A 24,744-nucleotide genomic window follows, 5' to 3' on the forward strand; every position below is an offset into this window, starting at 1 on the left:
TCAATCCTGACTTACGGCACCGATCTTGTGCACCGACAAGTCCGCGCCGTAATACTCCTCTTCCTGGCTCAGGCGCAGACCATGGAACGCCTTGATCGCGCCATACACCGCAAAACCGCCGGCCAGCGCCACAATCACCCCCAGAGAAGTACCGATCAACTGACTGATCAGGCTCACGCCCCCCAAACCACCCAAGGCGGTTTGACCAAAAATGCCACAAGCTATCCCGCCCCAGACACCACACAGCCCATGCAGAGGCCAGACGCCCAGCACATCATCGATGCGCCATTTGCCTTGAGCCGCAGTAAAGCACCAGACAAACAGTGCCCCGGCGATGGCACCGGTCACCAACGCGCCCACCGGGTGCATCAGATCCGATCCGGCACAGATCGCCACCAACCCGGCCAACGGGCCGTTATGCAGGAAGCCCGGGTCATTGCGCCCGACGATCAACGCCGCCATGGTGCCGCCGACCATGGCCATCAGCGAGTTCACCGCCACCAACCCGCTGACCCCTTGCAGGGTCTGAGCGCTCATCACGTTGAAGCCGAACCAGCCGACGATCAAAATCCACGAACCCAACGCGAGAAAGGGAATGCTCGACGGTGCGAATGCCACGAGTCGCCCATCGCGATAACGACCTTGCCTTGGGCCGAGCAACAACACCGCCGCGAGTGCCAGCCACCCGCCCATGGCGTGAACCACCACGGAGCCTGCGAAGTCATGGAAGTTGGCGCCAAAGCGTTCCAGCAACCAGGCTTGCAGGCCAAAGTTGCCATTCCAGATCATGCCTTCGAAGAAGGGATAGATGAACGCCACGATCAGCGCGGTCGCACACAACTGCGGGACGAACCGGGCGCGCTCGGCGATGCCTCCGGAAATGATTGCCGGTATTGCCGCAGCAAAGGTCAGCAGAAAGAAAAACTTCACCAGCCCATAGCCATGGTCGGCAGTAATCACCGCCGCCGGCTGCATGAAAGTAACCCCGTAAGAAATCCAATAGCCTATAAAGAAGTAGGCCAGGGTCGAAATAGCGAAGTCGCTGAGGATCTTCGACAAGGCGTTGACCTGGTTCTTTTGTCGAACCGTGCCCACCTCGAGAAAGGCAAAACCGGCGTGCATGGCCAGGACCATGACCGCACCGATAAGGATGAACAACGTGTTGGAGCTATGGACCAGACTGTCCACAGCACTTTGCAGATTTTCCATGGATTGGCAGACCTGAAGGCTGAAAAAAGCACCAAAGCAGTTCGCGCGGATGACTGACGCACCAAGTTGCAGCTCATCCAGAGAGCAGCGCTAATCTGGATGAACCGCTTTGGCGCACAAGACCGCAGTCTCTGCGCGAGTTTTGATTATTTGAGTTAAGGTTTTCCTGAAATCATGCCCGGCAACAGCGCAATGGCGCAGGCTGACGCACCACGACATAGCAAAAGTTGTACCAGTCATTTGTACTGAACCTTCACGCAAGGCTCATACTCGAACGCTTCAGAAGCCACTTACGGAGATCACCAATGGCACGCACCACAGCAAAGACTGCTCAAGAAGTTCTGATGGAAGATTTTCAGACGCTGGTCACCGACACTGAAAGGTTGCTGGAACACACCAAATCCCTGGCTGGCGATCAGGCCGATGAGTTGCGCCAGCAGATCCATGACAGTCTGCTGCGCGCGCGGGAAACCCTGAGATTGACCGAAGACTCTGTGCGCGAGCACGGCAAAGCCGCTGTCACCGCCACGGAAGATTACGTCCAGGCAAACCCATGGCAATCAGTCGGAATCGCGGCTGGCGTGGGTTTCCTGATTGGCTTGCTAGCCACTCGGCGCTGATATGGCGATCGGCGAATCCGACCCGTCCGCGACGGGCACCGGCTCATCACCGCGGCGCCTCGGTGCCGCGTTTCTTGGACTGCTGCACAGTCATGTCGAACTGTTCGGCATTGAATTGCAGGAACAAAAAGCACGCACCGTAAGCCTGTTGCTGTTTGCAGGCCTGACGCTGGTCTTTGCCTTGTTATTGCTGGTGGGCTTGTCGACGCTGGTGTTGATCCTGTTTTGGGACACCTATCGCCTGGCAGCAATCATCGGGCTCTGTGTGTTCTATACCCTCGCAGCGTTGTTCTGTGCGATGCGCTTGAGAGCAGCGATTTTCGATGAATCCTCGCCCTTCCATGGCACCCTGGAAGAGTTGGCCAATGATCGGGAGCGTCTGTTGCCATGAGCATGTCTGAACTTCCCCGCAACAGCTCACGCACGGAAATGCGCAAAGCGCTGATCCGCCTGCGCATGGAAATGCATCGCCAGGAAATTCGCCACGAATCCCAACACCTCCTGCACCCCCTGCAACGGGTGCGTGGCATGACGCAAAACCTGCAAGACGGTCTCGGCATCAAACACGCTCCGCTCTGGGGGATCGCGGCCGTGATCGGGTTGGGCTTTCTGACCGGCAAAGGTGCCAAGGGTGGCAGTATTGGCAGCCTGACTCGGCTGGCTCGCCTGGGCGTCACGCTGGGGCCACTGATCAAGCTGATCATGCAGAGCTCTTCGCGCAAACATTAATCAGTCCTGTTTGGCTGCATTCTTTCAATATCACCAGGATTAACCTCTTTATCGAGAGGTTAATCCTGCGTGCCTGCATGGTGTCCAGGCCCAGCACTGCCTAACCTCCGGGCTATTTTTCGATAACGGCGAGCGCCTGCTACTCATCGATATCGATGCCGCAGGGCTCTAGTTCTCCTTGCAGGGACCCGCTTGAACCGGGAAGCTAGGGGATCAGTCACCTGACGGAGAAACCAGCCTTGGATTGGCAAACCCTGCTTACCCGCGAACGCCTCGGAAAGCCTGTACACAGCCCGGAAGAACTCGGCCGCAGCCCTTTCCATAAAGACCACGACCGCATCATTTTCTCGGGCGCGTTTCGCCGTCTCGGGCGCAAGACCCAGGTCCATCCGGTCTCCAGCAACGATCATATCCACACGCGCCTGACCCATTCGCTGGAAGTCAGCTGCGTCGGCCGTTCGCTGGGCATGCGCGTTGGTGAAACCATCCGCAGCGCCCTGCCCGACTGGTGCGAACCGAGCGACCTGGGCATGGTGGTGCAATCGGCTTGCCTGGCCCATGACATTGGTAATCCGCCCTTCGGTCATTCTGGTGAAGACGCGATCCGCCACTGGTTCCAGCAGGCCGCAGGCCGTGGCTGGCTGGATGCCATGAGCGAAGCCGAACGCAATGACTTCCTCAATTTCGAAGGCAATGCCCAAGGTTTCCGGGTGCTTACCCAGCTTGAATACCACCAGTTCGAAGGGGGAACCCGGCTGACCTACGCCACGCTGGGCACCTACCTGAAATACCCGTGGACGGCTCGGCACGCCGACTCACTGGGCTACAAGAAGCACAAGTTCGGCTGCTATCAGAGCGAACTGCCGTTGCTGGAACAGATCGCTCATAAACTCGGTCTGCCCCAGCTGGAAGAACAGCGTTGGGCGCGTCATCCGCTGGTGTACCTGATGGAGGCCGCCGACGACATCTGCTACGCGCTGATCGATCTGGAAGATGGCCTGGAAATGGAGCTGTTGGAATACGCCGAAGTCGAGTCCCTGCTGCTGGACCTGGTGGGCGACGATCTCCCGGAAACCTATCGCCAGCTCGGTCCCCAGGATTCGCGTCGGCGCAAACTGGCGATCCTGCGGGGCAAAGCCATCGAACACCTGACCAACGCAGCAGCCCGAGCCTTCGTCGAGCAACAGGACGCGCTGCTGGCCGGCACGCTACCTGGCGACCTGGTGGAACATATGCATGGCCCCGCCAAACGCTGCGTCTTGAATGCCAAGGACATGGCGCGCAAAAAAATCTTCCAGGACAAGCGCAAGACACTCCACGAAATAGGCGCCTACACCACCCTGGAAATCCTGCTCAACGCCTTTTGCGGCGCGGCACTGGAACAACACAACGGTCGCACGCCATCCTTCAAACACCGCCGCATACTCGACCTGTTGGGCAACAATGCGCCCGATCCTCAGGGCCCTTTGCACACCTCCTTCTTGCGCATGATTGATTTCATCGCCGGCATGACCGACAGCTATGCCAGTGAAATGGCGCTGGAAATGACCGGTCGTTCAAGCCACGGATAGAAGCATATAGGTTAGCCGTGTCAGAGACCTCTGAACGGCTGATCGAATGTCTCGACATTCATGTGTATTTCAACGTCGACAGAATCGCCCTACACACTGTGCAGAGCGGACTGATCGATTGTTCGGCTGTCTCGCGAAATAATCGCACTCCCCTGCTCGACAGATGACGCATGAAAACACCTATGTTCAAACATGATTGGCGCATCTTGCTGGTGGAAGATCATCCCTTTCAGCTACGAGCGACTCAATACCTGCTCGAGAGTTATGGCATAGAGATTCATTAGATTTTGAACCAGGGTCATTAAAAGCTGAATCGGCCCGTATAAGCCCTACCCTTCACCGACTTTTCTTTGACTGAAACAACCATTGCAGAAGCTGCGCTTGATCGATTACAACCCTTGCCAACGGGCAGAAATCGGCTGTGGATTGCTGCCCTTGGCGTCAGGCAACAATCGGCCAAAAGCGGACGGTCACTCAAGGAGAAACCTGCAGTTAGGGAGCAGGCTCCTGTTTTCGTGGGAAGCACGAGTCCCATAACACGGAGACAATTAAGTGCTGACTCCAGGCGGTGCCGTGGCACCTATGCCCTCTCTGCGTCTCATTGGCATAAGGGCAGCGTGCGTGAAAGCGTCTCGCAGAGCAAATACCTGCGAGAGCGGTATCGTTCAATTGGATTCAGGTTCCTTGATCGTCGGCAATACGAGGAGATCGGCAATAGCTGAATGAGCTCTGGCATCCGGATGTACAGCCCCTCGAAACCAGTCATCAAGAAGTTCGCCGTTGGAATTGAAGCGGGCCATTGTCATGAAAGCGTCGTTTCCGGTCCTGATACCCCGGGTTCGCGTGCTGATATAGGGCTCCCAACGCGCAAAGGTTGGAATTGGTGTCATTGAAGGATGGTTTGCCTTGAGCTCCCCGCCCTCGGTCCAGACAAAACGTTCTGACTCCAGGCAATTAGCGCCAGCATCACACTCGGGGGATACCGCACACAATGAACGTCCCTGAAACGCTTGCTGTGAGTCGATAGAGTTCCATTTTGTGTACTTACTATTCCCTATGGCTGCTTGCTGCTCCTCGCGAAGGTGCTTGATGAATTGCTGTTCGATTTTCGTCCCATTCGATGCTTCAATCAGGAACATGAATTTTTTGCCACGATTAGCGCCCAGGTACTGAACGACAGATTCGGTCATTGCTACATTGCCCATGTTCAGCCGGTTCTTGCAGTATTCTTGGAACGGTGTCTGTATGGGGTTGGGATAGAGCAGAGCCTGCACTTTGTCGGGCTGGACATGCAGGTACTTCGTGAGCGCATAGCCGAGGTCGCTATACACCTTATTAAGATGGATTTTGGCTGCATTTTCGGCTCTTTCCGGATTGATCACGCCAAGGAAGAGCCTGAGACCGTTCAGGCCAGTCATGTGCACAAAGTCTTGCACACCACCGATCCCGGCAAGGATCACGTTAGTTGAGTCAGACCACCCGCTCTCGTTTATTTCACGCGGAACCAGACCCCATGTAACTACACCGGAAAAACCGAAATCGTTGCCTCCAAAGGAAAGAAGGACTTCATCGACTGTCTGCATTTGCTTTTGGCAAGCATCGTATTTCACAGCGCCGTAGTACTTCCTGTTACCAAGAGCTGTCGTTTCCGGCCGGAAAGTATACGAGCCGGCGTGGTAAGGGTTTTCCGGGCAGAGAAGGTGAATCGCAGCGTTCAGCTGAGATTTATTCAGCAGTTCACCTCTTACTTTATCTTCTTTTAGAGGCTCACCCGCGTGCTCTGGAACAAGCTCAAGAATGTTGCCACCATCGCGAGTTGACCAGCGCCACACCCGGTTGGATACATCGTTCGCTGGCGGTGACATCTGTGCTCGGAAAAATCCATCGTAAATTTCAGCTCCAGAGCAGCTGAACGATGCAAATCTGACCACTAACTGCGGGTCAGAAACCGCAAGTTTTAGGGCGTACATCGATTGCCAGGAGAGTAACGAGCGGTGGCAGGTGGTGTCCCACCAATCCGCCCCTTCTGAGAATCGGCCTTCGGCCATATCCTTAGCGCTCAGTATTCGGCTTCCTTTAATTAGATCGTCGGTCGATTTTCCCGTACCCTGGGCTGCTCTATCGGGATTTCCCTCTCCGCTTGCGAAGGAGTCTCCGAATGCAAGGATGGTGTGGGTCTTAATGAAAACGTTCGCTAAACCCTTTTCACCATCAACAGGCTCCACACTAAGCCTTGTGCTCACGCGCTCAGGAAGCGAGATCTTGAAATCATCGGTGCACGGCACCGACTTACCGTATTGCTTTCCATCTCGGAACCAGAGGCAATAAGCACCCTCGGGCGCTCCCCTGACCTGGGCGACAATCGTGTGATCACGTTTAAACAGGGCTTTTTTGTCATAAAGCCCGGTTGCCGGGTTCCATAGCGTTTCCGACGTCTTGGGTAGCAGCTCTCTTAGGCTTGCCGCGCTCTGTGTTGCCAGGAAATCGCTTGCTGATAGCCCGGGCTTCCAACTGTTTTTGATCTTCTTGAATGCCTCCGTACCACGGAAGACTGGAAAGCCATTTTCAACTGACCAAACAATCTCTGTCCCCATTGCTGGCAGCGTAACTATAAAACCTATCACCATTAAGAGAGCCCGCATCACGAATCCCCTTCATTGTTGTTGTCGTTGTAATTCGTTGAGCTCCCCCTATTCGCAACCTCAGCCAAGTGGAGAGGTTTGGAATAAAAAGGGCCTGAGTTTATTTTTCGATTTTGTAGCGAACCTTCTGGGTCAAGACTTCGCCTGCGACCTTGTACGCCGCGATCATGTCATAGGTACCTACCGTGCGCGCTGAGGCCGTGACAGTGAAGCAGGTGTTGTTGGGTGTGGTTTTCGCAGCGTTCTTGACGATGGCGGTGGATGGCAGTTGCTGGGGCACGTTCTTGGTATCCATGCGGTAGAAACCAGCCACTACCTCAGTGAGGTTGTTTGAGTGGTACAGGCAGTATTCACCGTCGCCTGTGGTGGGGATGAAGTCACCGCTGGCAGACAGTGGGGAGACGAAAGTAACGCCAGAACTGCTCAGGCGCTCGGCCTCTCGGGCCTCCTCCAGCGCCTGTCTGGCGGTTTGATAATCCTGGCTGAAGGCCATTGGCCCACCGCGGACCTTGATCATTTTCTGGATGGAGGTTTCTGCCTGGGTCAACAGTTTGCGTTTCTGCCAGAGTGAGGCGTCGCCGCCCTTGACGATGGACAGAGCGAGCCAGGTTTTGTCAGTGAAGGACTCGGGATTGGACCGAAGGGCGGAACCAGGGATATCGGTTGGGTTCACTGGTTTTTTCTTGGTAAGCCTGTGATCGACGTAATCCAGTTCGTCGCTATTAATGTCTGCCAGCGCTGGGCCATCGGGTGTATCCGCCCAGCCACGGCGCACGGCAGTGGGCACCAGCATGGCGATATCACCGATCCAGGCGAAGGGGTTCCAGGAACTTCCTTCATTCGTCATCTGCAAAAAGCAATTGGCCGAAACACAGTGCTCTTTGTTGATCAAGACATAGTCCCCCACACTCAAAGGAATGTAGGAGCCGTTGTAATCCATCTTCGCCAACTGACCGGCATTGCCGGTGAAGTTCATGTCGATTTCCATGACTACATCATCTTTGTTCAAGCTCAGAAGGCTCTTGGCAATTTCCTTGGCGAAGGCTTGTTCCGCAGCTGTGACCGGGTTGGCCAGGGAAAGGGTTTGGGTGACGGACTGGATGAAGTCTAGGAATGCGGCAGAGTTCTGGTTCTCGCCCTGGTCGTACTCAATCACCGTAAGCTTCATGTTGAGGTGGTCGGCGTCGAGTGTTTTCGGACCGTAGAGCAGCTTGTTGAGGAATGGAGTACGGGCTTTGTCGGACACGCCGAAATAGGGGCCCAGTACACGGGTAACAGTATCTGACTCCGTGCCAGCGTTGGTTTCAGTGAACTCGGCCACCACCACAACCTCGTTAACACCGCCCATGTCTTTCAGGTACTTGAAATAGCCATCGCTGAGATAGATGGCAAACACATCAGCGTTGCTTTTATCAGTACCGGCCTTGCGGATGGTCAAATGGGGATCGACTGCGTTCTTGAACAGCGTTTTGTCAAACACCACCGCACCCGCGGCTGGTTGTGCTGGAGGGGTTGCAGGCTTGGCAACATCCGATTTGCGATAGACCTGCGTCGTTCCCGTTGGAACCGAGATACAACTGGTTAGTAGTACACAGGTCACCAGCAGAGGGATGATGTTCCAATCGCGCGTAGGAACGAAACGTTTCATTACACACTCCTCCTTGAGTCATATTGCATGACATCAAAATGATGGCTCTGTACGATTTCAGCAAGTGTAGAACGGGCTTTTGAAAGCACAAGCGAACTGTTCCACGAGCTCAAGAGGCGCCTAATTTGAAGATTCGCATTCTCTGAGCTTTGCTAATTATGGATTTCACGCAGAAGCACGATTTCCAGTCCGGTTTTGAGTACCTGCCGCGCTCGAAAACGTTTTTACACAGCCTCGGCCAAACCTGCCGTTTAACTGCCTCATGAAGGAAGTTGCTCTCAGGACAGTGCATTCGTATGAGTGCCTCCAGGCTCAAACGAAAAATTTGTAGCAACAGTCGAGGAAATTTTCTAACTTTCCCCTAGACTTTGACGTATGCAACAAGCTAGACACAGAAACAAAGCATCTTGGATGCGCGGCAGCTACCCATTAATTATAGGTGGAATGTAGGGGATAACGTATATGCTACCGCGTCAGCCTCTCCCTGCTAGGCGACTAGGTCGCAATAGCCTAAAGCGCAACATGCTCCCGCAGAGCAAAAATTTACTTGAGATTCTTTCCGGTTTGAAGGTGCCAGACGGAGTCCTCACCGTTATCCTCACCCTCCTATCCGCCTTAACTTTAGCCCCATACTTGGGGGGTCGCGCCCTTTGGATCTTAGGCGGAAATCCAGTGATCATTCCCACCTTATCCGAGAAACTATTTTGGGTATTGATAATTTTCACTCCATACATCTGGATGCTTTTCCTTGGTCGCATTTTTCACTCGCCAAAATTAAAGGTCGCCTTCAATATATTTTGGGCAACACTTGTGGCAGCAACATTAGTAACCATACACTCCGGCTACCCGACCATAGGTTTGACAGCAATCGACTCCTCATTCTTAGGAGAGTACGAGCTATCCGCATGGTACTTAACCGCTGCGCACAGAGGATCAGACTACATATATTTCCGCACGGAACCGATCAATCTTCAAATTGATAAGGGGTGTGCCCTAAGAATAGAGCGCATAGAGCTGTCCGCCACCGGTTATGCTGCAATTGAAAAAACAAACTCAGGATTTGACATTCAAGTTTTTGCCAGTACGTCGGGCCTTTTTGCACCAACATTTAAGTCTCTACGTGATCCTCGCAACTCCAGCATTATGGCGGCCATTGAGGCTAACACTTTACGCAACGAGCCGATCAATGCAGAAGTTATAGGTAGAGCCGTTGTAAAAGTGAAAAGGGATGACTTAATAAATAGCGATAATCAAATAGATATCAATATCTTGTATGATTTCACCAGCCACACTACCAAGGTTCTACCGGGTGAATATTCAAAAAAAAGGCTTGAGCAATCCGACCTGGTAGTCCGAGATATGAGTGCAAGACTGCAACTTGTCGGCTGGACACTATATGGTGATCAAGTCGAACTCATGATTAATGACCCCGTATTACGAGTCGCTGGAAAAGAGCATTGTTCACTTCCATCCTGGTTCCGGCAACAAATGGAATAACTGGCACTGCCTAACCTAGCATTGCACACGGGCATGCATGTAGAGAGGGCACTGGCGATCAAACATTGGCGCCGGACAACGCCCTCATGCACTTGATGTACTGGTATGCAATAGGGAGTTTTTACTAGAAAGATGAAAACAACTAACTCATCCGGAAGTAAATATGTAATCCGCAAATACTTTAAGGGCCAGAGAGACTGATACTCGTACTGAACAGGAGGGCGCCGGGTACAGCGTAAGAGCGCCTATACTGCGTTGGCAAAGTACGACGCCCTCTAGGCGCTACAAATCACGACACTCACACGCAGCCTCTTCAATGTCGGCTTCACTGATTTCCTCTGGGTCAGTGAACTTTCGATTTTGAAGGTTAGCCGCCCTTGCGCTTCACCAATACCACCTTTACTGCTGCACCACAGCTTGGTAATGGCTTGCCTCAGCAAGGTCAAACGCCTCCAAAGCATGGCCGTAGGCGCTCAACTGGACGCCGGAGTTCAGGATCCACCAGCGCCCAAGCGCGCTCTGCAGATCGTTATCAGTAGGCATGATCATCAAAAAGCTATTAGGGTTTGTGATCAGAAAACTCACTGAAGCGCAGACCTAAAGTGTCGATGCTGCCCTTCAATAAACCGGCACGGAAACGCCGCTCGCTCTGTATCTCGGCAACCTGCACTAGATCTGGGACACCGTCGTCGGTTACATCGGCTAGCACCATCTGACCGCCGCGTACCCGTTCAGCATATGGACCAATAGCCTCCTTCGCCAAGTCGATATCGGCATTGCTGGTTTTTTTGCCGGCGGCAACGGCAATGGCAACGGCAACGGCGGCATCCTGCTCATGCTTCTCAGCAAAGCCTTTGAAGAAAGTAGGGAAGGTAGACTCTCGAACACCAGAACCAGGGCATGCGCCGTTAGCTAGTGTGGCCACGGCGACTTCCAGTTCGGCGGCCTGCGCGAACACCTTGCCCTGTATATCGTTCAGCCGCACACGTGAGAACACGATGTAACTCCGGCTCGCGTCGTGTGGGTCCTGTACCAAATAGGTGGGACGGTGCAGCCAAGAGGTAGGCGCGTTACGGAAGCATTCCAACGTGGTTGTCGCAGACTGCTCGCCCTTTGGTGCTGCAGTCTGCGTATGCAATTGGACCCCGTCCCTACCAGCCTCCAGGCTCACAAAGGTTGGGCTGGCCGATGTCGCGTTGATAATGAAAGCTGGCTCCATGGCTTCGGGAAACTCCGTCAGCACCTTCTCTCCAAGGTCGATAGCTACATCCTTACCGGGCTTGCCCACGGTGTAGTGGCGCACCATGGCACCGTTCTCATAGCCATCGCCGTTGCCGGTACCGCGGCGCATCCAGATCAAGGATGGCGGGCTATCGTGCGCAATCACAAATGGCGCACCCACATAATTACGATAGCGGTCGCAACTATCTAGGGGTGTGCCATCCGACTTGTCTTTTCTACAGTTACGCTCAGTGACGCGATACAGGTGCCGGCTCGCAGGCTCCTCGCGAAACTGCCGTAGCGTCGTGTCAAATGCCACGTCCACCACGCACGGCGAGTAGTCCTTTGTGCCTTCGCTGCACGAATGGGTACTCAAGCCCATAAGGCGCACCACACCCGGCGTGTTAGCCGCGTTAACAGGATGCAGCTCAGAAAACTTAAAGTTCCGGTTTCTGATAACGAAGGCTAGTGGCACAGGGGCCGGGCCATCATCGTTGCTGCTCCACATCTCCTTGCTTTCGCATTGCCCTGCGCTTGTGTTCGTAGTAACACCGCCTGCAGTTTCCACCCAGTCCTGGCGCGTTGCACGACCGGGTGGAAGGAGCGCGAAATCACCATATGTGTCGGTCAATTCGCGGCGCTTCCACCACACGAACCAGTCTTCTCCGCCAGGCGAATCACGTACCACCATAGGCGGGCCGTTGATGGCGTCGTACGAGGCAGACAATTTGAAGCTTGAGCAGACCATGCTGCCGTCGGACTTCCAGCCCAAGACATGCACCAGGCTACCTGAAGGCCGGATGTCGAAGTGGTAAGCGGCCTTAGGAAGCAGACCATCGCGCACCCACTGACGTGGAGCATCCGCAATGCGTACTACCCGGTGGGTATTAGCTCGCACCGGGTAAGGATCGAACTCCAGGAAGGTGGAGGCCTTCTCGTCTTTTGGCGCGCGGGCACTCTTGAAATTACCAAAACCGCCCAAGCGCACGCCAAGGGTGACTTTGCGCGCGTTGGTCTCGCATTTGCTGATGGTCGTTTTGGGATTGATGTACTTGCACAAGCGGAAGGCCTGCTGCTGCAACATGAAATCGCAGTCGGCCTGACTGTAACCGTAGGTCGCGTTGCCGTGGCGATAGCAGTAGTCATGGAAGGCACAGGCTTGGCGCATTTGCAACGCAATAGGTGCTTGTTTGCTCCCGCGGGTGAATGCCAACGTCTGCGTGCCAGGCGGCAGGCTGCAACTCAGGCCGTTGCCTTGCCCACCCACCAATTGCACTTCATCAGCAGAAGCCGAAATCGCGTAAGCCGTACGTGGGGCTTCTCGATCATCAAAGCGCACTTCGTTGGCCAATACCGTGTCGGCTATCGTGTCGAACATCCCGGAGCAGCCAGTGATTGCGGTTGTGATCGCAATTGCCAAGACAGCGACATTAAGGATGGACAGAGAGAATTTGCTCATGGGTGACTACCTCCCTTGGGAATCGAAGTTATGAGCAGAGAAGGCTGTCCAAGGCGCTCATGCGTGCCATCTTTGGGTCGCTGCAGGTGGAGACATAACGCCACCCTGCCGATCAGCAAAGCTTAGGAAATGCGACCCTGCAAGTTCAGAATCATTCGCGGTACCCATCTATGGAGTTCGATGTGGTGCAGGACGTGGTGCGATACAAGAAGAAAGAGCAATACCCGTGGATAGCTAATATGCCCGAAGTGGTAGCTTGGCGATGATTTAAGGGCGAGAAGCGCTGTTCGTTGAAACTCGAAATAAAAATGAATTAACAATTATAGCTAATTGAAATATCTAACGGGTGTATTGTCAGTGAAACAGTAAGTCTCGACAACTAACGTTTCAGACAAACGGTCGTGAAAGGTGCGGACAAAATGCAAGCTTGCGATAAGCTAAATTAAATTGCAGTAGGATTTCAGGTTTAGAAATTGAAACTCTATGTTGCACTCCTATGACTTTACGTAGCTAAGCCGGGAAACCAGGAGGCATGATGGCTCCGTTTATTGCAGGACTTATAACAGCTGGACTCAGGCTCGTGGCCAATGCAGCTCTGGTTAAAGGTAAAGAGTTCGTAGAAGAAAAGACCGGAGTCAAGCTAGACCAAGCGGCTTTCAGCAATGAGGATATCCAGAAGCTTAAAACTTTTCAAATGGAGCACGAAGAGGAATTATTGAGGATACAGCTTGAGAACAATAAAATTGGTTTTGAAGAGTCGAAACTCCAGCTCGATCACTACAAGGTACAACTTGCTGATATTGCAGATGCCAGAGCAAATATGAGCAACATTCTAACTGATCCTAATGTTCCATGGTATGCAAAAGCCATACAGCCTGGATTGGCGGTAGGTATTGTATGTTTAACATTTACTCTATTTGCCTATTTTATTCACCTGTTGGGAATAACGGATGACGGGGGAGTGCAGAAGCAAAAGGAAGTGGTGATTTATATTCTTGGTGTGCTATCTGCGGCGCTGACTCAAATACTTGGATTCTACTTCGGTAGCTCACAAGGTAGTGCAAATAAATCAGCACAGCTCAGTCAGGTGCTTAAAGTGCAAACCTCTAAAGATGAACAAAGATAATGAGCTTAATTCATGAGCAAATCAAATTCCTGAATGACATAAGAAATCTTTTGACTTTTGCTGAGTCGACCGGTTTCTTTGTTACTGGCGGCGAGTTGGAACGCAAACCGGAGATGCAAGAGATTTACCTACGTGAAGGTAGAGCCAAGACAATGGACAGCATGCACTTACGCAAATGTGCCATGGATTTGAATTTTTTCAAAGAGCTTGGCGGCAATTTTGCTTGGGTATCCTCTATTAATGAACTTGATGGGGTAGGCAAGCACTGGGAAGATCTCGATGATAGAAACCGCTGGGGTGGCCGTGATGCGTCAAACGTTGACACTTCTCACTTTGAAAGAAACTTGGGCGCCTGGCCAACAAGTGTCGTTTCTGACCTAGAGCAACTCTCTCAGGATCTTGAGTTAGTAGCAGTCTCCAGCGAAGATCGACATTCAGCGATTATCCAGATGGCAGACGCTGGAGAATTGGTAAACTTGCGCAAGGGCAGTCAAGATCACACACTCATTTTAAGACTTCAAGAAAAACTTCGGAAACTACAACTTATCGAAAGTCCAAGCGGAGAGTTTGATAGCAATACAGAAGCCGCAGTTATAAAATTTCAGAGTGATAATAAACTGATTGTGGATGGCATAGTTGGTCCGAAGACATGGAACACGTTGGATGCTTCGATTGCCGACCCTACAAAATCTGCCAATATTTTCTGGCTGGCTGATGTCGATATAACCGACGCCGCCACTGACCTTAACCTGACTCCGGAGATAGTTCGAGCAGTCTACAAGGTTGAGTCAAATGGCCGTGGGTTTATAGATGGCTTCCCGAAAACCCTTTTCGAAGGGCATGTGTTTTGGACACGCCTGAAAAAATATGGCCTTGACCCTCAGCGTCTGGCTTCGGGGAATCGTGACATTCTCTACCCTCATTGGACCCGGGAGCACTATGGCAATGCTGTCAAAGAGCGTGATCGGCTTGCGAGAGCCCAGATGATTCATCCGGCTGCGGCTCTGGAATCCGCTTCTTGGGGGCTGTTTCAAATAATGGGATATCATTGGAGAGATCTGGGCTATAAAAGTGTTGATGAGTATGTAGGCTGCATGCGAAGTCATGAGCGTGACCACCTAAAGGCATTTTGTGAATTCATAAAATTTAAGACCTTTCGAAAAACGCCTCTTGTCGACCTGTTAAGGGACCTGAACTGGGCGAATTTTGCCTATGCTTACAATGGATCTGGCTACCGGGCAAATGCTTATGACGACAAGTTGGAAGCGGCTTATAAAAAACTCAAACACGGAAAATAAACACCCGCTGGCACGGTCCCTTGCTTGTTACCGACAAGCTTTGCCAACGTCTGGTCCTTGATACGGCAGTTGCGAACATTCGGTATGTCACGAAATTAAGGGCAACTCAATCCTCAGTTTATAGCACGTAAGGTTGACGCTTTTAATCATTGGTTTTCAGCAGGATCACTCCACATCAGCACGGCAAGAATAGCGAGATTTGATTGGCCCGAGTAGATTAAGATAGGAAGCTGACCGCGATGGTAGAAGTCAGTATTTATAGACATGCCAAGTCCGACATCGCCTCTATACTGAGCTACTATCACAGTTAGAAAAAATCCCACCTCACTATTATTCTTCATCAACCAGGCTGAATATCGCATTTGCCACTGTACCTATTTGAACAATCTCAGAAAATGCAATTTCTATTTCCTCCGCAGTTGCACAAACAAACTTGGAGGACGCTGCTTCAATCGATACAGGATATCCATAGCTTTCGTCCCGAACAACGGTACCTATCTTCGCCCCCTTACCCGAATCACGTTGAGAGACAACATATATATTTTGTACTCGATTCCCTATTATGGCTTCCTTGTGACCCAAATTTTCAGTGAACACCAATGCCACATTCCGTGATGTCCCTTCATAAAGCATCTCAGATATATACTCAAATTTATCATCGATTTCTTTTTTGTTTAGATCAACTTTTCTTGCCATACCAAGCCCAGCTGCGAGGGCTGATCTGAAATCAGTCATAATGTTTTGTCACCCTTCCAAATATAGGTAAATGATCGAAGTTTTTGAAAAAACACCCATTCAAATAAGCATCCTCATGATAGTTAAAGACACTGGTACGTTCTTCGTCTAAGTGCCAAGTACTATGCCCCATGAAAGCGGATGAGACTATTATCTGATCAAAGGTGAACCATTTTGTTACATGGGAGCTAGACTTGTAGTAATAGGTGCCATGACATGGCGAAATTTTTCCACTGCGGCTATATGGTTGCAACCCACCTAAGCTGCGCCAAAAAGGGTTGTACATAATGTACGGCTTATCCACCACCACCCGCCTATCTCGTGTCGCGACTAACTTATCATAAATAGGTTTATCGAACGGCTCATTATTATAGTCCCCCATAAGTATTATTTTCGCGTCAAACCCATCCTCCTCAAAAATAGAGTCTATGTCTGCTCTTAACGCATATCCAAGCTCGTCTCTACCAAGCTCAGGGCGTGACATCTGACTGGGCCAGTGAGAAACGTAAAAATAAAATATCTCTTTAGTTTCTGCAATCACAAATTTGACCCTAACCGCCACTCTAAGGCTGCCAGAATAGTGTGGATGGACGATATTCGTACTTTCTACAAACTCCAACTTCTCACTTCGATAAAAAATAGCGATATCGAAAATTATACGTCCTTCTTTGCCTGTAATACTTAAAGATTCAAATCCCGCCCGGAGAAATGACTGGCCAGCGGTACGAACGAAAGAGTCCGAAACCTCACCGAATGCAATTAAATCAAGGTTCATTAGCTCGTCAAGGTGGCAAAAACCGAACCATGGTCGTAGGGCTGACGCTGCGCTGGGCTCTTTTGCGGACGCGACAGGAGGTTTTAGACCGACATTCCACCAAGCGAACGTTATATTCATTCGACTTTCCCTAGCACACGCCGACTCCAACCTGAAAAAAGCACTTTACGAAATGGAAAGGAGCAAAAAATAACAGATTTCTTTCAGTAGGAGGATGCAATCTGCGCCTCCATCTCCTCATTAATTTTGAGTAGGATACTGGCAGGTTGTTGATCATAACCATTGCTTGGCAGTCGCTTGGGGCAAATGTAGTCGCGGATAGGGATTCGAACCCCTTCGGCCATTTGCGTAGGCCGCTACAGGCCAACAAAATCTCGGTTTTCTCGGTGCGCTCTCGGCCTATTGCGGTCTGATACGGCCCTTGATTTGCCCTAAATATGCCCTAAAGCCTAATCATGAAAAGAAAGCGTCACCACTCAGTGGAGACCAAGATGTCGTTCTAACAGGCTTAGCAGGGCGAGCATGACGAGCACTGCGTGCAGGTCTCGCTTGTCGTGCCCCCCTCGCAGGGCGGGCATGGCGCGCAGGTCGGACTGGTCCACCGCCGCAATTTGGAGTGAAGAACACGGCACGACCATGCGAGTCTCGAATCCAACCGTCAATGAACCACCCGAGATGCGCTCCCGAATAAGCATAGACGGACTCATCTGAGATCCAGGCAACCGGCCTACCGCTATAAAGATAGATGGCAGGATTTTCCTGCTCGTCATCGAACCAAGCCACCGCACAGCCTTGCCGATCATAGAAAGTCACATAGGCCATGAGCTTTCCCTCCCGCCTTTAGAAATGTGATCGAAAGCATAGCTCGGCCCCCGAGCATCACACCCTGATTGTGCTTGGGTATGTGGCGGCTTTGGCGCTAGAGGCCCGTGTTTACTGGCCGTAACGCCCGTTCTTGCCTGCTTGCATAAATGCATAGTAGGCATCGAATGGCACGGTTTGGCGTACGGTTTTCCCCATTTTTGCCCCATCCCCCATTGTCCCCCATTCCCAAATCTGCTGGGCTCAGCCACACAACTCTTTCGCCACTTCTTCCAGGCTACAACTGCGGGCACTATCGTTGCTATGCTTGGGCTTTCTCGAAAGGAATCGACACAATGCCAAGCGATTATTCACTGCCAGATGTACTGGAAAGGTTGTTCGAAAACCAGCAGGCCCTGGAGGCGGCCATTATGGAATTGACACTGCTGGTTGAGGAGCAAGGGGCACAGGAGGTGGGCGAAAATGTCCGTGGCGCACTGTGGACCATGGCTGAAAACGCTGGCCATATCAAACAAGGTCTGGCTCGATTGAAAAAGTTGGACATCGGTTAACCGATTGCATACCCAAGGCCTGTCGACAGTCATGTTGAGGTTGATTCGGGGAACGAGTCCGGTTCACCTCACGGGCAGCTGTCGACCCACAGCGGCCGGTCGTGTCGCCTACGAAACCTGGGGCGATTTAGAGCATCTACCTGACTAATCTCCTAAACCTGCTGATTTTCAATCAGTCACACCCTTCGGTACGAGCAGGCGTTTCAATCTGGGAGTAGGGTTAACGGTGATTGCTGCGTGGGAGTCTCCGGAGTAGTACAGGTTGTAGACCCCGGCACTCAATCCGAAGCAGGGGGCAATTCCCTTATCTATATCTAGCCATAACGAAGCGGTTCGCTTGTGCCCATGAAAGGCATGTGAAAAGAAGAAAACCCAACTGTTGTCGGCACGACGAGGGTGCTGGAATTGGTTGTCTTTGAACTGAAAGCCTTTGAAGACTTTCGGATGGAAAATGATGATGGGCTTCAGGCCTTGTTCACGCGAGGCAATGAGAAAGGCTTGAAGCGCTGGCTGATCTAGTTTTTCTGCCAGCATCAAGGAGTGCTTTGTCTCCCGATTGACTCCGTCAAAATCAAAACTACCCGCTTGGGCCTCAACTTCCCACCCCCCACCCATGGAGTGGTAGTGGCTTATCCATGCGTATTGCCAGAAGGTTGTGGCCTTCCGGTATGGGCATGCCTGTCCGGGCTTATGGCTCCAGTGCCATACATAGATATCCCCCAGCTTTGCCGTCAGTTGCTCATTACAGCTTGGGCAAAACCCACGTTCGTCACGTGTAGCGGAGATTCGGATGCCATTGGCGCTTTGCGCTAAAAACATGAGCTTTGGCTTCTATCCTTGAATCGACGAGTTTCAACAATCTACCACTGCTCTAGGGTGGCGCAAGCCCGAAAATCGACACCTGATCGATCAAGTTTTCGCTCGTTAGGCAGGCTACCGACCCGAAGCAGTCGGTCAGCACCGACAGAAATCGATGCAAATGACCCCTCTAGAAGGGCAGAGATCGTCTGATACAGTTGAAAAAGTCGTTGGGGGTTCGATTCCGGTGCAATGAGACCTAGAAGTCAGTCGTTAGATTGAGATTATGTTGTCAACAGTGGCGTTGCATTCGGAACCCCGAGCAACAAGGAATAATGATGGGTTGAGAAGGCCAAACCCTGTAACGACTTACAAGGTGCCTATGGCAAACCATGTGATCAACGCCGCAGCGTCTCCGCCGATGCCTGATGCACAGTTTATCGTGTATGAAGCGGCCAAATACCCTGAGGCGTGTCTTCTGCTGAAGAATCTAAAACTGCTCATCACCACGGATAGCATTCAATATTGGGCCGACTGGAGTTACACGACTTTCCTTAGCAGATGCGTACTTCGAATGATGGGTTTTAAGCTGACGCTACTTATTGGCGGCCCTTGGCTGAAACGCGTCACGCCCGAGGGGGGCAGCCTTGTCGCCGACTTCGAGAGGCTTCTGAGGCTTGATTTCGAACATGTCGTAGGCGCTCACGGCCAACTCTTGCATGACGCAGCCAAACCTATGCTTGAAGCGGCAATTGCTAAGGCATTGCCAGATTGAGCAGGCGATAGCTTGCTTCCGACAAGCGTGCGACCGAATCGCTCTACGTTAGTCAGGCCGGTATCCATCGATGCGGCAGCAGCTGCTCGATCTCACCCGCGCGCTGGGTTGGCAGGCGTATCGTCCGTCTGCCGAACCCACCTTCCTGATGCTTACGCTTAGTCCATCTATTGAGATGCCCTCTCTCGTCGGGCAAACTCCGGTTGCCTCATTGGCCGATAACAGGAGTTTACGGATGCCATTTCCACTGACGGAACATAATGCCTTGTTGGCCCTAAAGGGCGTGGGGCCGGCCGTTATCGCTCGCCTTGAGCAGATGGGCATTGACTCGCTAGCTGTGCTCAGCAAAGCGAATGCTTGTGACATCCTGGCTCAGGCATCGGCAGCATTGGGATCGACTTGCTGGAAGAATAGCCCCCAAGCTCGGGCCGCCATTACCGCGGCCATTGAGCTTGCAAAGGACTCTCAGTTGAGCACACCAGGTGCGTAAAGCTGATCGCTTATTTCAATTGGTAAATCTGATTCGTGTCCATCAGCCAATCTCTGCTGAACGACTGGCTAGCCGAATTGGCGTTTCCGTTCGCTCAATCTATCGATACATCGACGACCTTTCCTTCAGTGGAATCCCAATCTATGGTACCGCTGGCGTGGGGTATGCCTTGGATGCCGATTTTGAGATGCCGCCTTTAACGTTGAACAGGCTCGAACTGGATGCATTGATGCTCGGGATGGAAATGCTTTCCGCTTCCGCCGATAACGATCTAAGTGCTGCTGCAAGGATGTTGTTGAGCAAAATCTCAGCATCCATAGTCCATCACAAGGTTGACCCCAGCACGGCAAAAATCAGGGCACTTGGAACAACACCTTCCTCGACGCGTGGCCATTTGGCAACCCTTCGAAATGCCATCGAAAACGCTCAGGCGCTGACGATAACTTATACCAGCTTGGACGGTGCAGTTTCGCAACGCCTCATTTCCCCCCTTGGCCTTTTCTACTGGGGAGGAAAGTGGACGGTTGGAAGCTGGTGTAGTGCCAGGGCGGCTTACCGCGATTTTCGGGTCGATCGCATAGCCTCCATCGCCATTGCCCAACAACCATCACCCGACAATCCTGCACTTGATCTCCAAGCGTATATGAAACACCAGGCAAGCCAGTGGAAAGCGATCACCACTACTGACACTACGCTGTCAGTATGAGCCACTGATAATTGGGGCTCCCTAACACACAGCAGGTCATCCCTATGCAGCGCTCATCTCATGTACTCGAATTAGCCATTTTCAAGGTCAAACAGGAATGCGTTGCGCAAGTGCCTGTGCTCCGCGCAGGGCTCCGTGAAACGTTAAAGACCTTTCCGGGTTTGATTGAGTACCACGCGTACTGCCCTATGAGCGACGACCGAATCTTCGCGGATTTGGCAATGTGGGACAGTCTTGAGAACGCACAGAAAGTGGCAAAGGCGTTCAACGATGGAGATCCGAGATTCTCCGAGTATATGTACGCTATTGAAAACCTGACGTTCATGAGTCACCTCGTTCCAGAGATGAGTTGACCCCGACGGACTGCCAGAGCAGGCAAGAGACAGCGATGCCTTTGCTGTCAGGCATCGGTGTCGTCACTTCCATTACCTATTGCTAGGCTCCGGGCTGCAAACTGACGTTATCTGGTAAAACCGTTTCGAAAAAACGTATCGTCCGCCCAACTCGCATCGCGTGACTCAGAGCTATCAATCACCTCTATGCCATATGCCCTGATTCCTGCGGCTAAGTGCTCCATGGCCGATGAACTGATATGGTTGCGAACTGATTCCTGTGACAGAGCTTGCGGCCCATGAGGCTTCATCTGTAGCGCATTGATTTACAGGGAAAGGGATAACTGCAAGTGGAAGCGTCTGCTAGACAAGGAGAGATTGCGCGATGGAGCAGTATTTTGTATGGAACACCGACCCTGTACTGATGCGGTTCGGAGTGCTCGATATCCATTGGTACGGTGTCCTGTTCGCAGCCGCGTTTGGCTTCGGTATGGCGATCATGAGGTTTATCTTCAGACGAGAAGATAAGCCTGAGGGTGACCTGGACGCTCTGTTGATCTATCTCGGCTTGGGTACAGTGCTCGGCGCCCGACTTGGGCACGTGCTGTTTTATGATCCAGCGTTTTACTTCAGCAATCCTGCGGAAATCCTAGCCATCTGGAAAGGCGGGCTAGCAAGCCACGGCGGCGCTATTGGACTCGCCCTTAGCCTCTATCTATTCTGCCGACGTCGTTCCGACATTGGCTATCTCTGGCTGCTGGACAGAATTGCCATAGTAGCTCTTTTGGGCGGCTGCCTGATCAGAGTGGGCAATTTCTTCAATTCTGAGATCGCCGGTAATCCGACCGATATTCCGTGGGCAATTGTATTCTCCCGAATTGATACGCTGCCTAGGCATCCCACACAACTCTATGAAGCATGCGCCTATCTAGCAATGTTTTTGCTGATGTTCTTGCTGTACCAGAAACGCCGCCTCTCCCTGGAACCGGGGTTCCTGAGCGGGTTGTTTTTGTCAGCAGTCTTCTCGGCGAGATTCCTGCTTGAATTCACCAAGATGCACCAAGCCAGCTATGACTATTCCTTGCCACTAAACGTTGGCCAACTGTTGAGCATTCCGCCTATTCTCGTCGGGCTGATGCTCATGTTTCTAGCCAAACGGAGTGGTAGAAAATTGCTATGCGAGCAAACGAGTTAGGCAATAGGCCCGCTGTGGGCAAGAAGGGTGAAGCTTTGCCACCGGTGCGGCAGCAGCTGCTCAATCTCATTCGCCCGCTGCGTCGGCAGCCGCGTCAGCACATCTTTGAGATAGGCATATGGATCATGCCCATTCATGCGTGCCGACTGGATCAAGCTCATGATCGCAGCTGCCCGCTTACCGCTGCGTAGCGACCCGGCGAACAACCAGTTCGAGCGTCCAAGTGCCCACGGCCTTATCTGATTTTCGACCGCGTTATTATCGATGGGCACAGCCCCGTCCTCGATATATCGAGTCAGTGCCGTCCAGCGCTTAAGGCTGTAATCCAGAGCTTTGGCGATAGCCGACCCTTCGGGCACAAGGTCGCGCTGGGCCAACATCCAGGTATGCAGTGCGTCGATAAGGGGGGCCGCTTTTTCCTGGCGTATTCGCCAGCGATTTTCGTCGGTCATTTCCCGCGCTTGCCGTTCAATTTCGTACAACCCGCCAATTGAGTGCAGCGCCTGCTCAGCCAGTTGGCTTTTATTCGTCGCGTGCAAATCGAAAAACTTGCGGCGGGCGTGGGCCAGGCAGCCGATTTCGGTGATGCCTTGCTGGAAGCTGGCTTTGTAGCCGGCAAAATCATCGCAAACCAGCTTGCCATTCCACTGGCCAAGAAAGTTGCGTGCATGTTCGCCCGCACGGCTTGGGCTGAAGTCGTACACCACTGCCTTGAGCGCCGAAAAAGGCGTAGTGCAATAGGCCCAGACATAAGCGCGATGGGTTTTCTTTTCGCCCGGCGCGAGCATCTGTACCGGCGTTTCGTCAGCGTGGATCACACCTTGAGCAAGCACTGTTTCGCGCAGTGCGTCGACCAAGGGTTGGAGCTGCACGCCAGTTTGGCCGACCCACTGCGCCAGGGTCGAGCGGGCGATAACCAGGCCGGCGCGGCCAAAGATTTTCTCTTGCCGATACAGCGGCAAATGGTCGGCGAACTTGGCCACCATCACGTGAGCCAGCAGCCCAGCGGTCGGGATGCCCTTGTCGATTACCTGGGCCGGAACCGGAGCCTGAGTCAGCGTTTCACATTTGCGGCAGACCCATTTCCCGCGCACATGCTGCTCGACGGTGAACACGCCCGGGATGTAATCCAGCTTCTCGCTGACGTCTTCGCCGATGCGCTGGAGCTGGCAGCCGCAGGCGCATTGGGTGGTGTCGGGTTCGTGATAAATCACGGTACGCGGAAACTGCGCTGGCAAGGAAACACGCTTAGGCTGCTTGCGTGGTTCGGCCGGCGCAGCCGGCGGATTCAACGCCTTCAGCTCGGCTTCGATGGCCGCGATGTCGGTGTCGAGCAGGTCGTCGAGCAGGCTGCCTTGGGCAGGGCTCAATTGCTCACTGCGCTTGGCAAACTTGTTACGTTTGAACCAAGCGATTTCGTGGGTGAGCTGCTCGATGATGGTTTGGTCGCGGTCGTTCTTCTTGCCCATCCGGTCGACTTGCTGCCCGAGAGAATCAACCTGGGACAGCAACTGCGCCGCGAGGGCACGCAGTTGGTCAGGGGACATTTGGTCGAGATTGGGCGATGAAGTCATGCCGCGAATTTTGCCAGAGCAGGCCGTTTGCGGCGATAGACCAATGGGCTAATGGCAGGCGTTAAAGCAGTGTGATTGCACCGCCAGCCCCAACGCGTTGCCAGGGCAGACCGAGCACCAAGGCCTGAAGTTGCTCGGTATCCAGCGCCATCTCGCAGCCATTCCGAATACCGGGCCAATGAAACTTGCCTTGGTTCAACCGGCGAGCAGCCAGCCAGACGCCAATCCCGTCATGCACCAGCACTTTCATACGAGTGGCGCGGCGGTTGGCGAACAGATAAGCACAGTGCGGCTTCGCCGCACCGAACACCGCGATCACCCTGGCCAGCGCCGTTTCAGTGCCGGCACGCATGTCCATGGGCTCGGTGGCGAGCCAGATGGCGTCGATGCGAATCATTGAGTAAGTCCACGGTAAGCGTTCCGGCAATACATCTTGCGGCCTATCACCAGATGCGACGGTGTTCGTATCTTTGATATACAGCAGACCCATAACGTCCCATTTAAAGCACGGGAATGTCACATGGTGCCAGTGCTTACGGCAAGTCATGTGTATTCCCGTAGTTTCGGGCTCTGCTAGAAGCTCCACTCCTCAGCCCGAACTAGCTGGCAGAACGGCCCGTCAAGAGTTGCATTGTGATGAGCAACGATGTCCTTAGCTTTCATCACTGGCGTGTCTGAACAGGTATGACCTTCGGCGACAAGTACCGCATCGAAGCCAAGATCACGAGCAGCACGGCAGGTGCTGTCGACGCAGTATTGAGTTTTCATGCCAGTGATTACCACACCGGTAGCCCCGCGAGACCGCAAATTGTCCGCCAGGTCGGTCATTTCGAAGGCGTTAGGCCGCCGCTTTTCGAATACCACCTCTCCACCCAGAAGTTTCAGTTCCTGCGCAACCATCGTCAACGGGCTGCCTGGTTCGATTGGAGATCCAGCGGGCCCGATGTGGCGCGAGAGAAAAATTGGAGCAC

At 52.8% G+C, this 24,744-nt stretch carries 25 protein-coding genes and 1 pseudogene; 14 read left to right on the forward strand and 12 right to left on the reverse strand.

Going from position 1 to position 24,744, the window contains the following annotated elements; translation table 11 throughout:
* Entirely contained in the window at positions 1–1,209 is a 1,209-nt protein-coding gene (locus ACZ3HH_RS27815; RefSeq protein WP_465809507.1) for an ammonium transporter, read from the reverse strand.
* Between the two features lie 305 nt (positions 1,210–1,514).
* Here ACZ3HH_RS27815 and ACZ3HH_RS27820 point away from each other — a divergent pair, with 305 nt between their 5' ends.
* The 5 genes and pseudogenes from ACZ3HH_RS27820 to ACZ3HH_RS27840 all read left to right on the forward strand — a co-directional run.
* The gene (locus ACZ3HH_RS27820; RefSeq protein WP_465809509.1) at positions 1,515–1,829 is read left to right on the forward strand and encodes an ElaB/YgaM/YqjD family protein; all 315 of its coding nucleotides are present in this window, start codon (positions 1,515–1,517) and stop codon (positions 1,827–1,829) included.
* 1 nt (position 1,830) lies between these two features.
* A complete protein-coding gene (locus ACZ3HH_RS27825) occupies positions 1,831–2,220 on the forward strand; it encodes a phage holin family protein (protein WP_367372439.1) in 390 nt (129 codons plus the stop codon).
* Positions 2,217–2,558 carry a hypothetical protein gene (locus ACZ3HH_RS27830; protein ID WP_465809512.1) on the forward strand — a complete coding sequence of 114 codons (342 nt, stop codon included), beginning with the start codon at positions 2,217–2,219 and terminating at the stop codon, positions 2,556–2,558. Before ACZ3HH_RS27825 ends, ACZ3HH_RS27830 begins: the two co-directional genes overlap by 4 nt.
* A 239-nt stretch (positions 2,559–2,797) precedes the next feature.
* The gene (locus ACZ3HH_RS27835; RefSeq protein WP_367372441.1) at positions 2,798–4,129 is read left to right on the forward strand and encodes a deoxyguanosinetriphosphate triphosphohydrolase; all 1,332 of its coding nucleotides are present in this window, start codon (positions 2,798–2,800) and stop codon (positions 4,127–4,129) included.
* A gap of 170 nt (positions 4,130–4,299) precedes the next feature.
* Positions 4,300–4,398: pseudogene (locus ACZ3HH_RS27840) on the forward strand (response regulator); the annotation flags it as partial.
* A gap of 396 nt (positions 4,399–4,794) precedes the next feature.
* On the opposite strand, the gene ACZ3HH_RS27845 reads toward ACZ3HH_RS27840, so the two are convergent.
* Both ACZ3HH_RS27845 and ACZ3HH_RS27850 read right to left on the reverse strand, forming a co-directional pair.
* The gene (locus ACZ3HH_RS27845) at positions 4,795–6,771 is read right to left on the reverse strand and encodes a hypothetical protein (protein WP_465809514.1); all 1,977 of its coding nucleotides are present in this window, start codon (positions 6,769–6,771) and stop codon (positions 4,795–4,797) included.
* 100 nt (positions 6,772–6,871) lie between these two features.
* Complete coding sequence (locus ACZ3HH_RS27850) at positions 6,872–8,419, reverse strand: hypothetical protein (RefSeq protein WP_465809516.1); 1,548 nt, start codon at positions 8,417–8,419, stop codon at positions 6,872–6,874.
* Between the two features lie 672 nt (positions 8,420–9,091).
* Here ACZ3HH_RS27850 and ACZ3HH_RS27855 point away from each other — a divergent pair.
* Entirely contained in the window at positions 9,092–9,916 is an 825-nt protein-coding gene (locus tag ACZ3HH_RS27855) for a hypothetical protein (RefSeq protein WP_465809518.1), read from the forward strand.
* A gap of 399 nt (positions 9,917–10,315) precedes the next feature.
* On the opposite strand, the gene ACZ3HH_RS27860 is transcribed toward ACZ3HH_RS27855, so the two are convergent.
* Together ACZ3HH_RS27860 and ACZ3HH_RS27865 are read right to left on the reverse strand one after the other, a co-directional pair.
* A complete protein-coding gene (locus tag ACZ3HH_RS27860; protein ID WP_465809520.1) occupies positions 10,316–10,501 on the reverse strand; it encodes a hypothetical protein in 186 nt (61 codons plus the stop codon).
* Positions 10,476–12,596 (reverse strand): hypothetical protein, encoded by a 2,121-nt coding sequence (locus ACZ3HH_RS27865; RefSeq protein WP_465809522.1) that lies wholly within the window; start codon positions 12,594–12,596, stop codon positions 10,476–10,478. Before ACZ3HH_RS27865 ends, ACZ3HH_RS27860 begins: the two co-directional genes overlap by 26 nt.
* Positions 12,597–13,128: 532 nt before the next feature.
* On the opposite strand from ACZ3HH_RS27865, the gene ACZ3HH_RS27870 reads away from it, so the two are divergent.
* Together ACZ3HH_RS27870 and ACZ3HH_RS27875 are read left to right on the forward strand one after the other, a co-directional pair.
* Positions 13,129–13,722: a hypothetical protein gene (locus tag ACZ3HH_RS27870; protein WP_465809524.1), complete on the forward strand. Its 594-nt coding sequence runs from the start codon at positions 13,129–13,131 to the stop codon at positions 13,720–13,722.
* Positions 13,722–15,020, forward strand: coding sequence for an N-acetylmuramidase domain-containing protein (locus ACZ3HH_RS27875; RefSeq protein WP_465809526.1), 1,299 nt, complete (start codon positions 13,722–13,724; stop codon positions 15,018–15,020). Before ACZ3HH_RS27870 ends, ACZ3HH_RS27875 begins: the two co-directional genes overlap by 1 nt.
* A gap of 330 nt (positions 15,021–15,350) precedes the next feature.
* Here the strand turns inward: ACZ3HH_RS27875 and ACZ3HH_RS27880 are convergent, their stop codons facing one another.
* From ACZ3HH_RS27880 to ACZ3HH_RS27890, 3 genes are all read right to left on the reverse strand, one after another.
* The gene (locus ACZ3HH_RS27880) at positions 15,351–15,755 is read right to left on the reverse strand and encodes a hypothetical protein (protein ID WP_465809528.1); all 405 of its coding nucleotides are present in this window, start codon (positions 15,753–15,755) and stop codon (positions 15,351–15,353) included.
* Positions 15,748–16,650 carry an endonuclease/exonuclease/phosphatase family protein gene (locus ACZ3HH_RS27885; RefSeq protein ID WP_465809530.1) on the reverse strand — a complete coding sequence of 301 codons (903 nt, stop codon included), beginning with the start codon at positions 16,648–16,650 and terminating at the stop codon, positions 15,748–15,750. The genes ACZ3HH_RS27880 and ACZ3HH_RS27885 overlap by 8 nt, the downstream gene beginning before the upstream one ends.
* A 333-nt stretch (positions 16,651–16,983) precedes the next feature.
* On the reverse strand, positions 16,984–17,352 hold the full coding sequence (locus ACZ3HH_RS27890) for a 4-fold beta flower protein (protein ID WP_465809532.1): 369 nt from the start codon (positions 17,350–17,352) through the stop codon (positions 16,984–16,986).
* A 335-nt stretch (positions 17,353–17,687) separates the two neighbouring features.
* Here ACZ3HH_RS27890 and ACZ3HH_RS27895 point away from each other — a divergent pair, with 335 nt between their 5' ends.
* Positions 17,688–17,903, forward strand: coding sequence for a hypothetical protein (locus tag ACZ3HH_RS27895; RefSeq protein WP_465809534.1), 216 nt, complete (start codon positions 17,688–17,690; stop codon positions 17,901–17,903).
* A gap of 168 nt (positions 17,904–18,071) precedes the next feature.
* On the opposite strand, the gene ACZ3HH_RS27900 is transcribed toward ACZ3HH_RS27895, so the two are convergent.
* The gene (locus ACZ3HH_RS27900; protein ID WP_465809536.1) at positions 18,072–18,722 is read right to left on the reverse strand and encodes a competence protein CoiA family protein; all 651 of its coding nucleotides are present in this window, start codon (positions 18,720–18,722) and stop codon (positions 18,072–18,074) included.
* A gap of 373 nt (positions 18,723–19,095) precedes the next feature.
* Between ACZ3HH_RS27900 and ACZ3HH_RS27905 the strand changes: the two genes are divergently transcribed.
* The 5 genes from ACZ3HH_RS27905 to lgt all read left to right on the forward strand — a co-directional run bounded on the left by ACZ3HH_RS27905 (position 19,096) and on the right by lgt (position 22,199).
* Positions 19,096–19,476: a hypothetical protein gene (locus ACZ3HH_RS27905; protein WP_465809538.1), complete on the forward strand. Its 381-nt coding sequence runs from the start codon at positions 19,096–19,098 to the stop codon at positions 19,474–19,476.
* A gap of 235 nt (positions 19,477–19,711) precedes the next feature.
* Positions 19,712–19,966 (forward strand): helix-hairpin-helix domain-containing protein, encoded by a 255-nt coding sequence (locus ACZ3HH_RS27910; RefSeq protein ID WP_465809552.1) that lies wholly within the window; start codon positions 19,712–19,714, stop codon positions 19,964–19,966.
* Entirely contained in the window at positions 19,959–20,672 is a 714-nt protein-coding gene (locus tag ACZ3HH_RS27915; protein WP_465809539.1) for a helix-turn-helix transcriptional regulator, read from the forward strand. The genes ACZ3HH_RS27910 and ACZ3HH_RS27915 overlap by 8 nt, the downstream gene beginning before the upstream one ends.
* A gap of 44 nt (positions 20,673–20,716) precedes the next feature.
* Positions 20,717–21,025 (forward strand): antibiotic biosynthesis monooxygenase family protein, encoded by a 309-nt coding sequence (locus tag ACZ3HH_RS27920; protein ID WP_052964378.1) that lies wholly within the window; start codon positions 20,717–20,719, stop codon positions 21,023–21,025.
* A 364-nt stretch (positions 21,026–21,389) separates the two neighbouring features.
* Positions 21,390–22,199, forward strand: coding sequence for a prolipoprotein diacylglyceryl transferase (gene lgt, locus ACZ3HH_RS27925; protein WP_429438234.1), 810 nt, complete (start codon positions 21,390–21,392; stop codon positions 22,197–22,199).
* Here lgt and tnpC read toward each other — a convergent pair.
* The 3 genes from tnpC to ACZ3HH_RS27940 form a co-directional block, all read right to left on the reverse strand.
* On the reverse strand, positions 22,196–23,773 hold the full coding sequence (tnpC, locus tag ACZ3HH_RS27930) for an IS66 family transposase (protein WP_465809542.1): 1,578 nt from the start codon (positions 23,771–23,773) through the stop codon (positions 22,196–22,198). The two genes, lgt and tnpC, sit on opposite strands and share 4 nt — an antisense overlap.
* A 61-nt stretch (positions 23,774–23,834) precedes the next feature.
* Positions 23,835–24,170, reverse strand: a complete 336-nt coding sequence (gene tnpB / locus ACZ3HH_RS27935; RefSeq protein ID WP_429438229.1) for an IS66 family insertion sequence element accessory protein TnpB — start codon at positions 24,168–24,170, stop codon at positions 23,835–23,837.
* A 176-nt stretch (positions 24,171–24,346) separates the two neighbouring features.
* A partial coding sequence (locus ACZ3HH_RS27940) for an isochorismatase family protein (RefSeq protein WP_465809544.1) occupies positions 24,347–24,744 on the reverse strand: 398 nt, incomplete at its 5' end.

It is taken from the genome of Pseudomonas sp. PME37.24/025, from assembly GCF_055556615.1.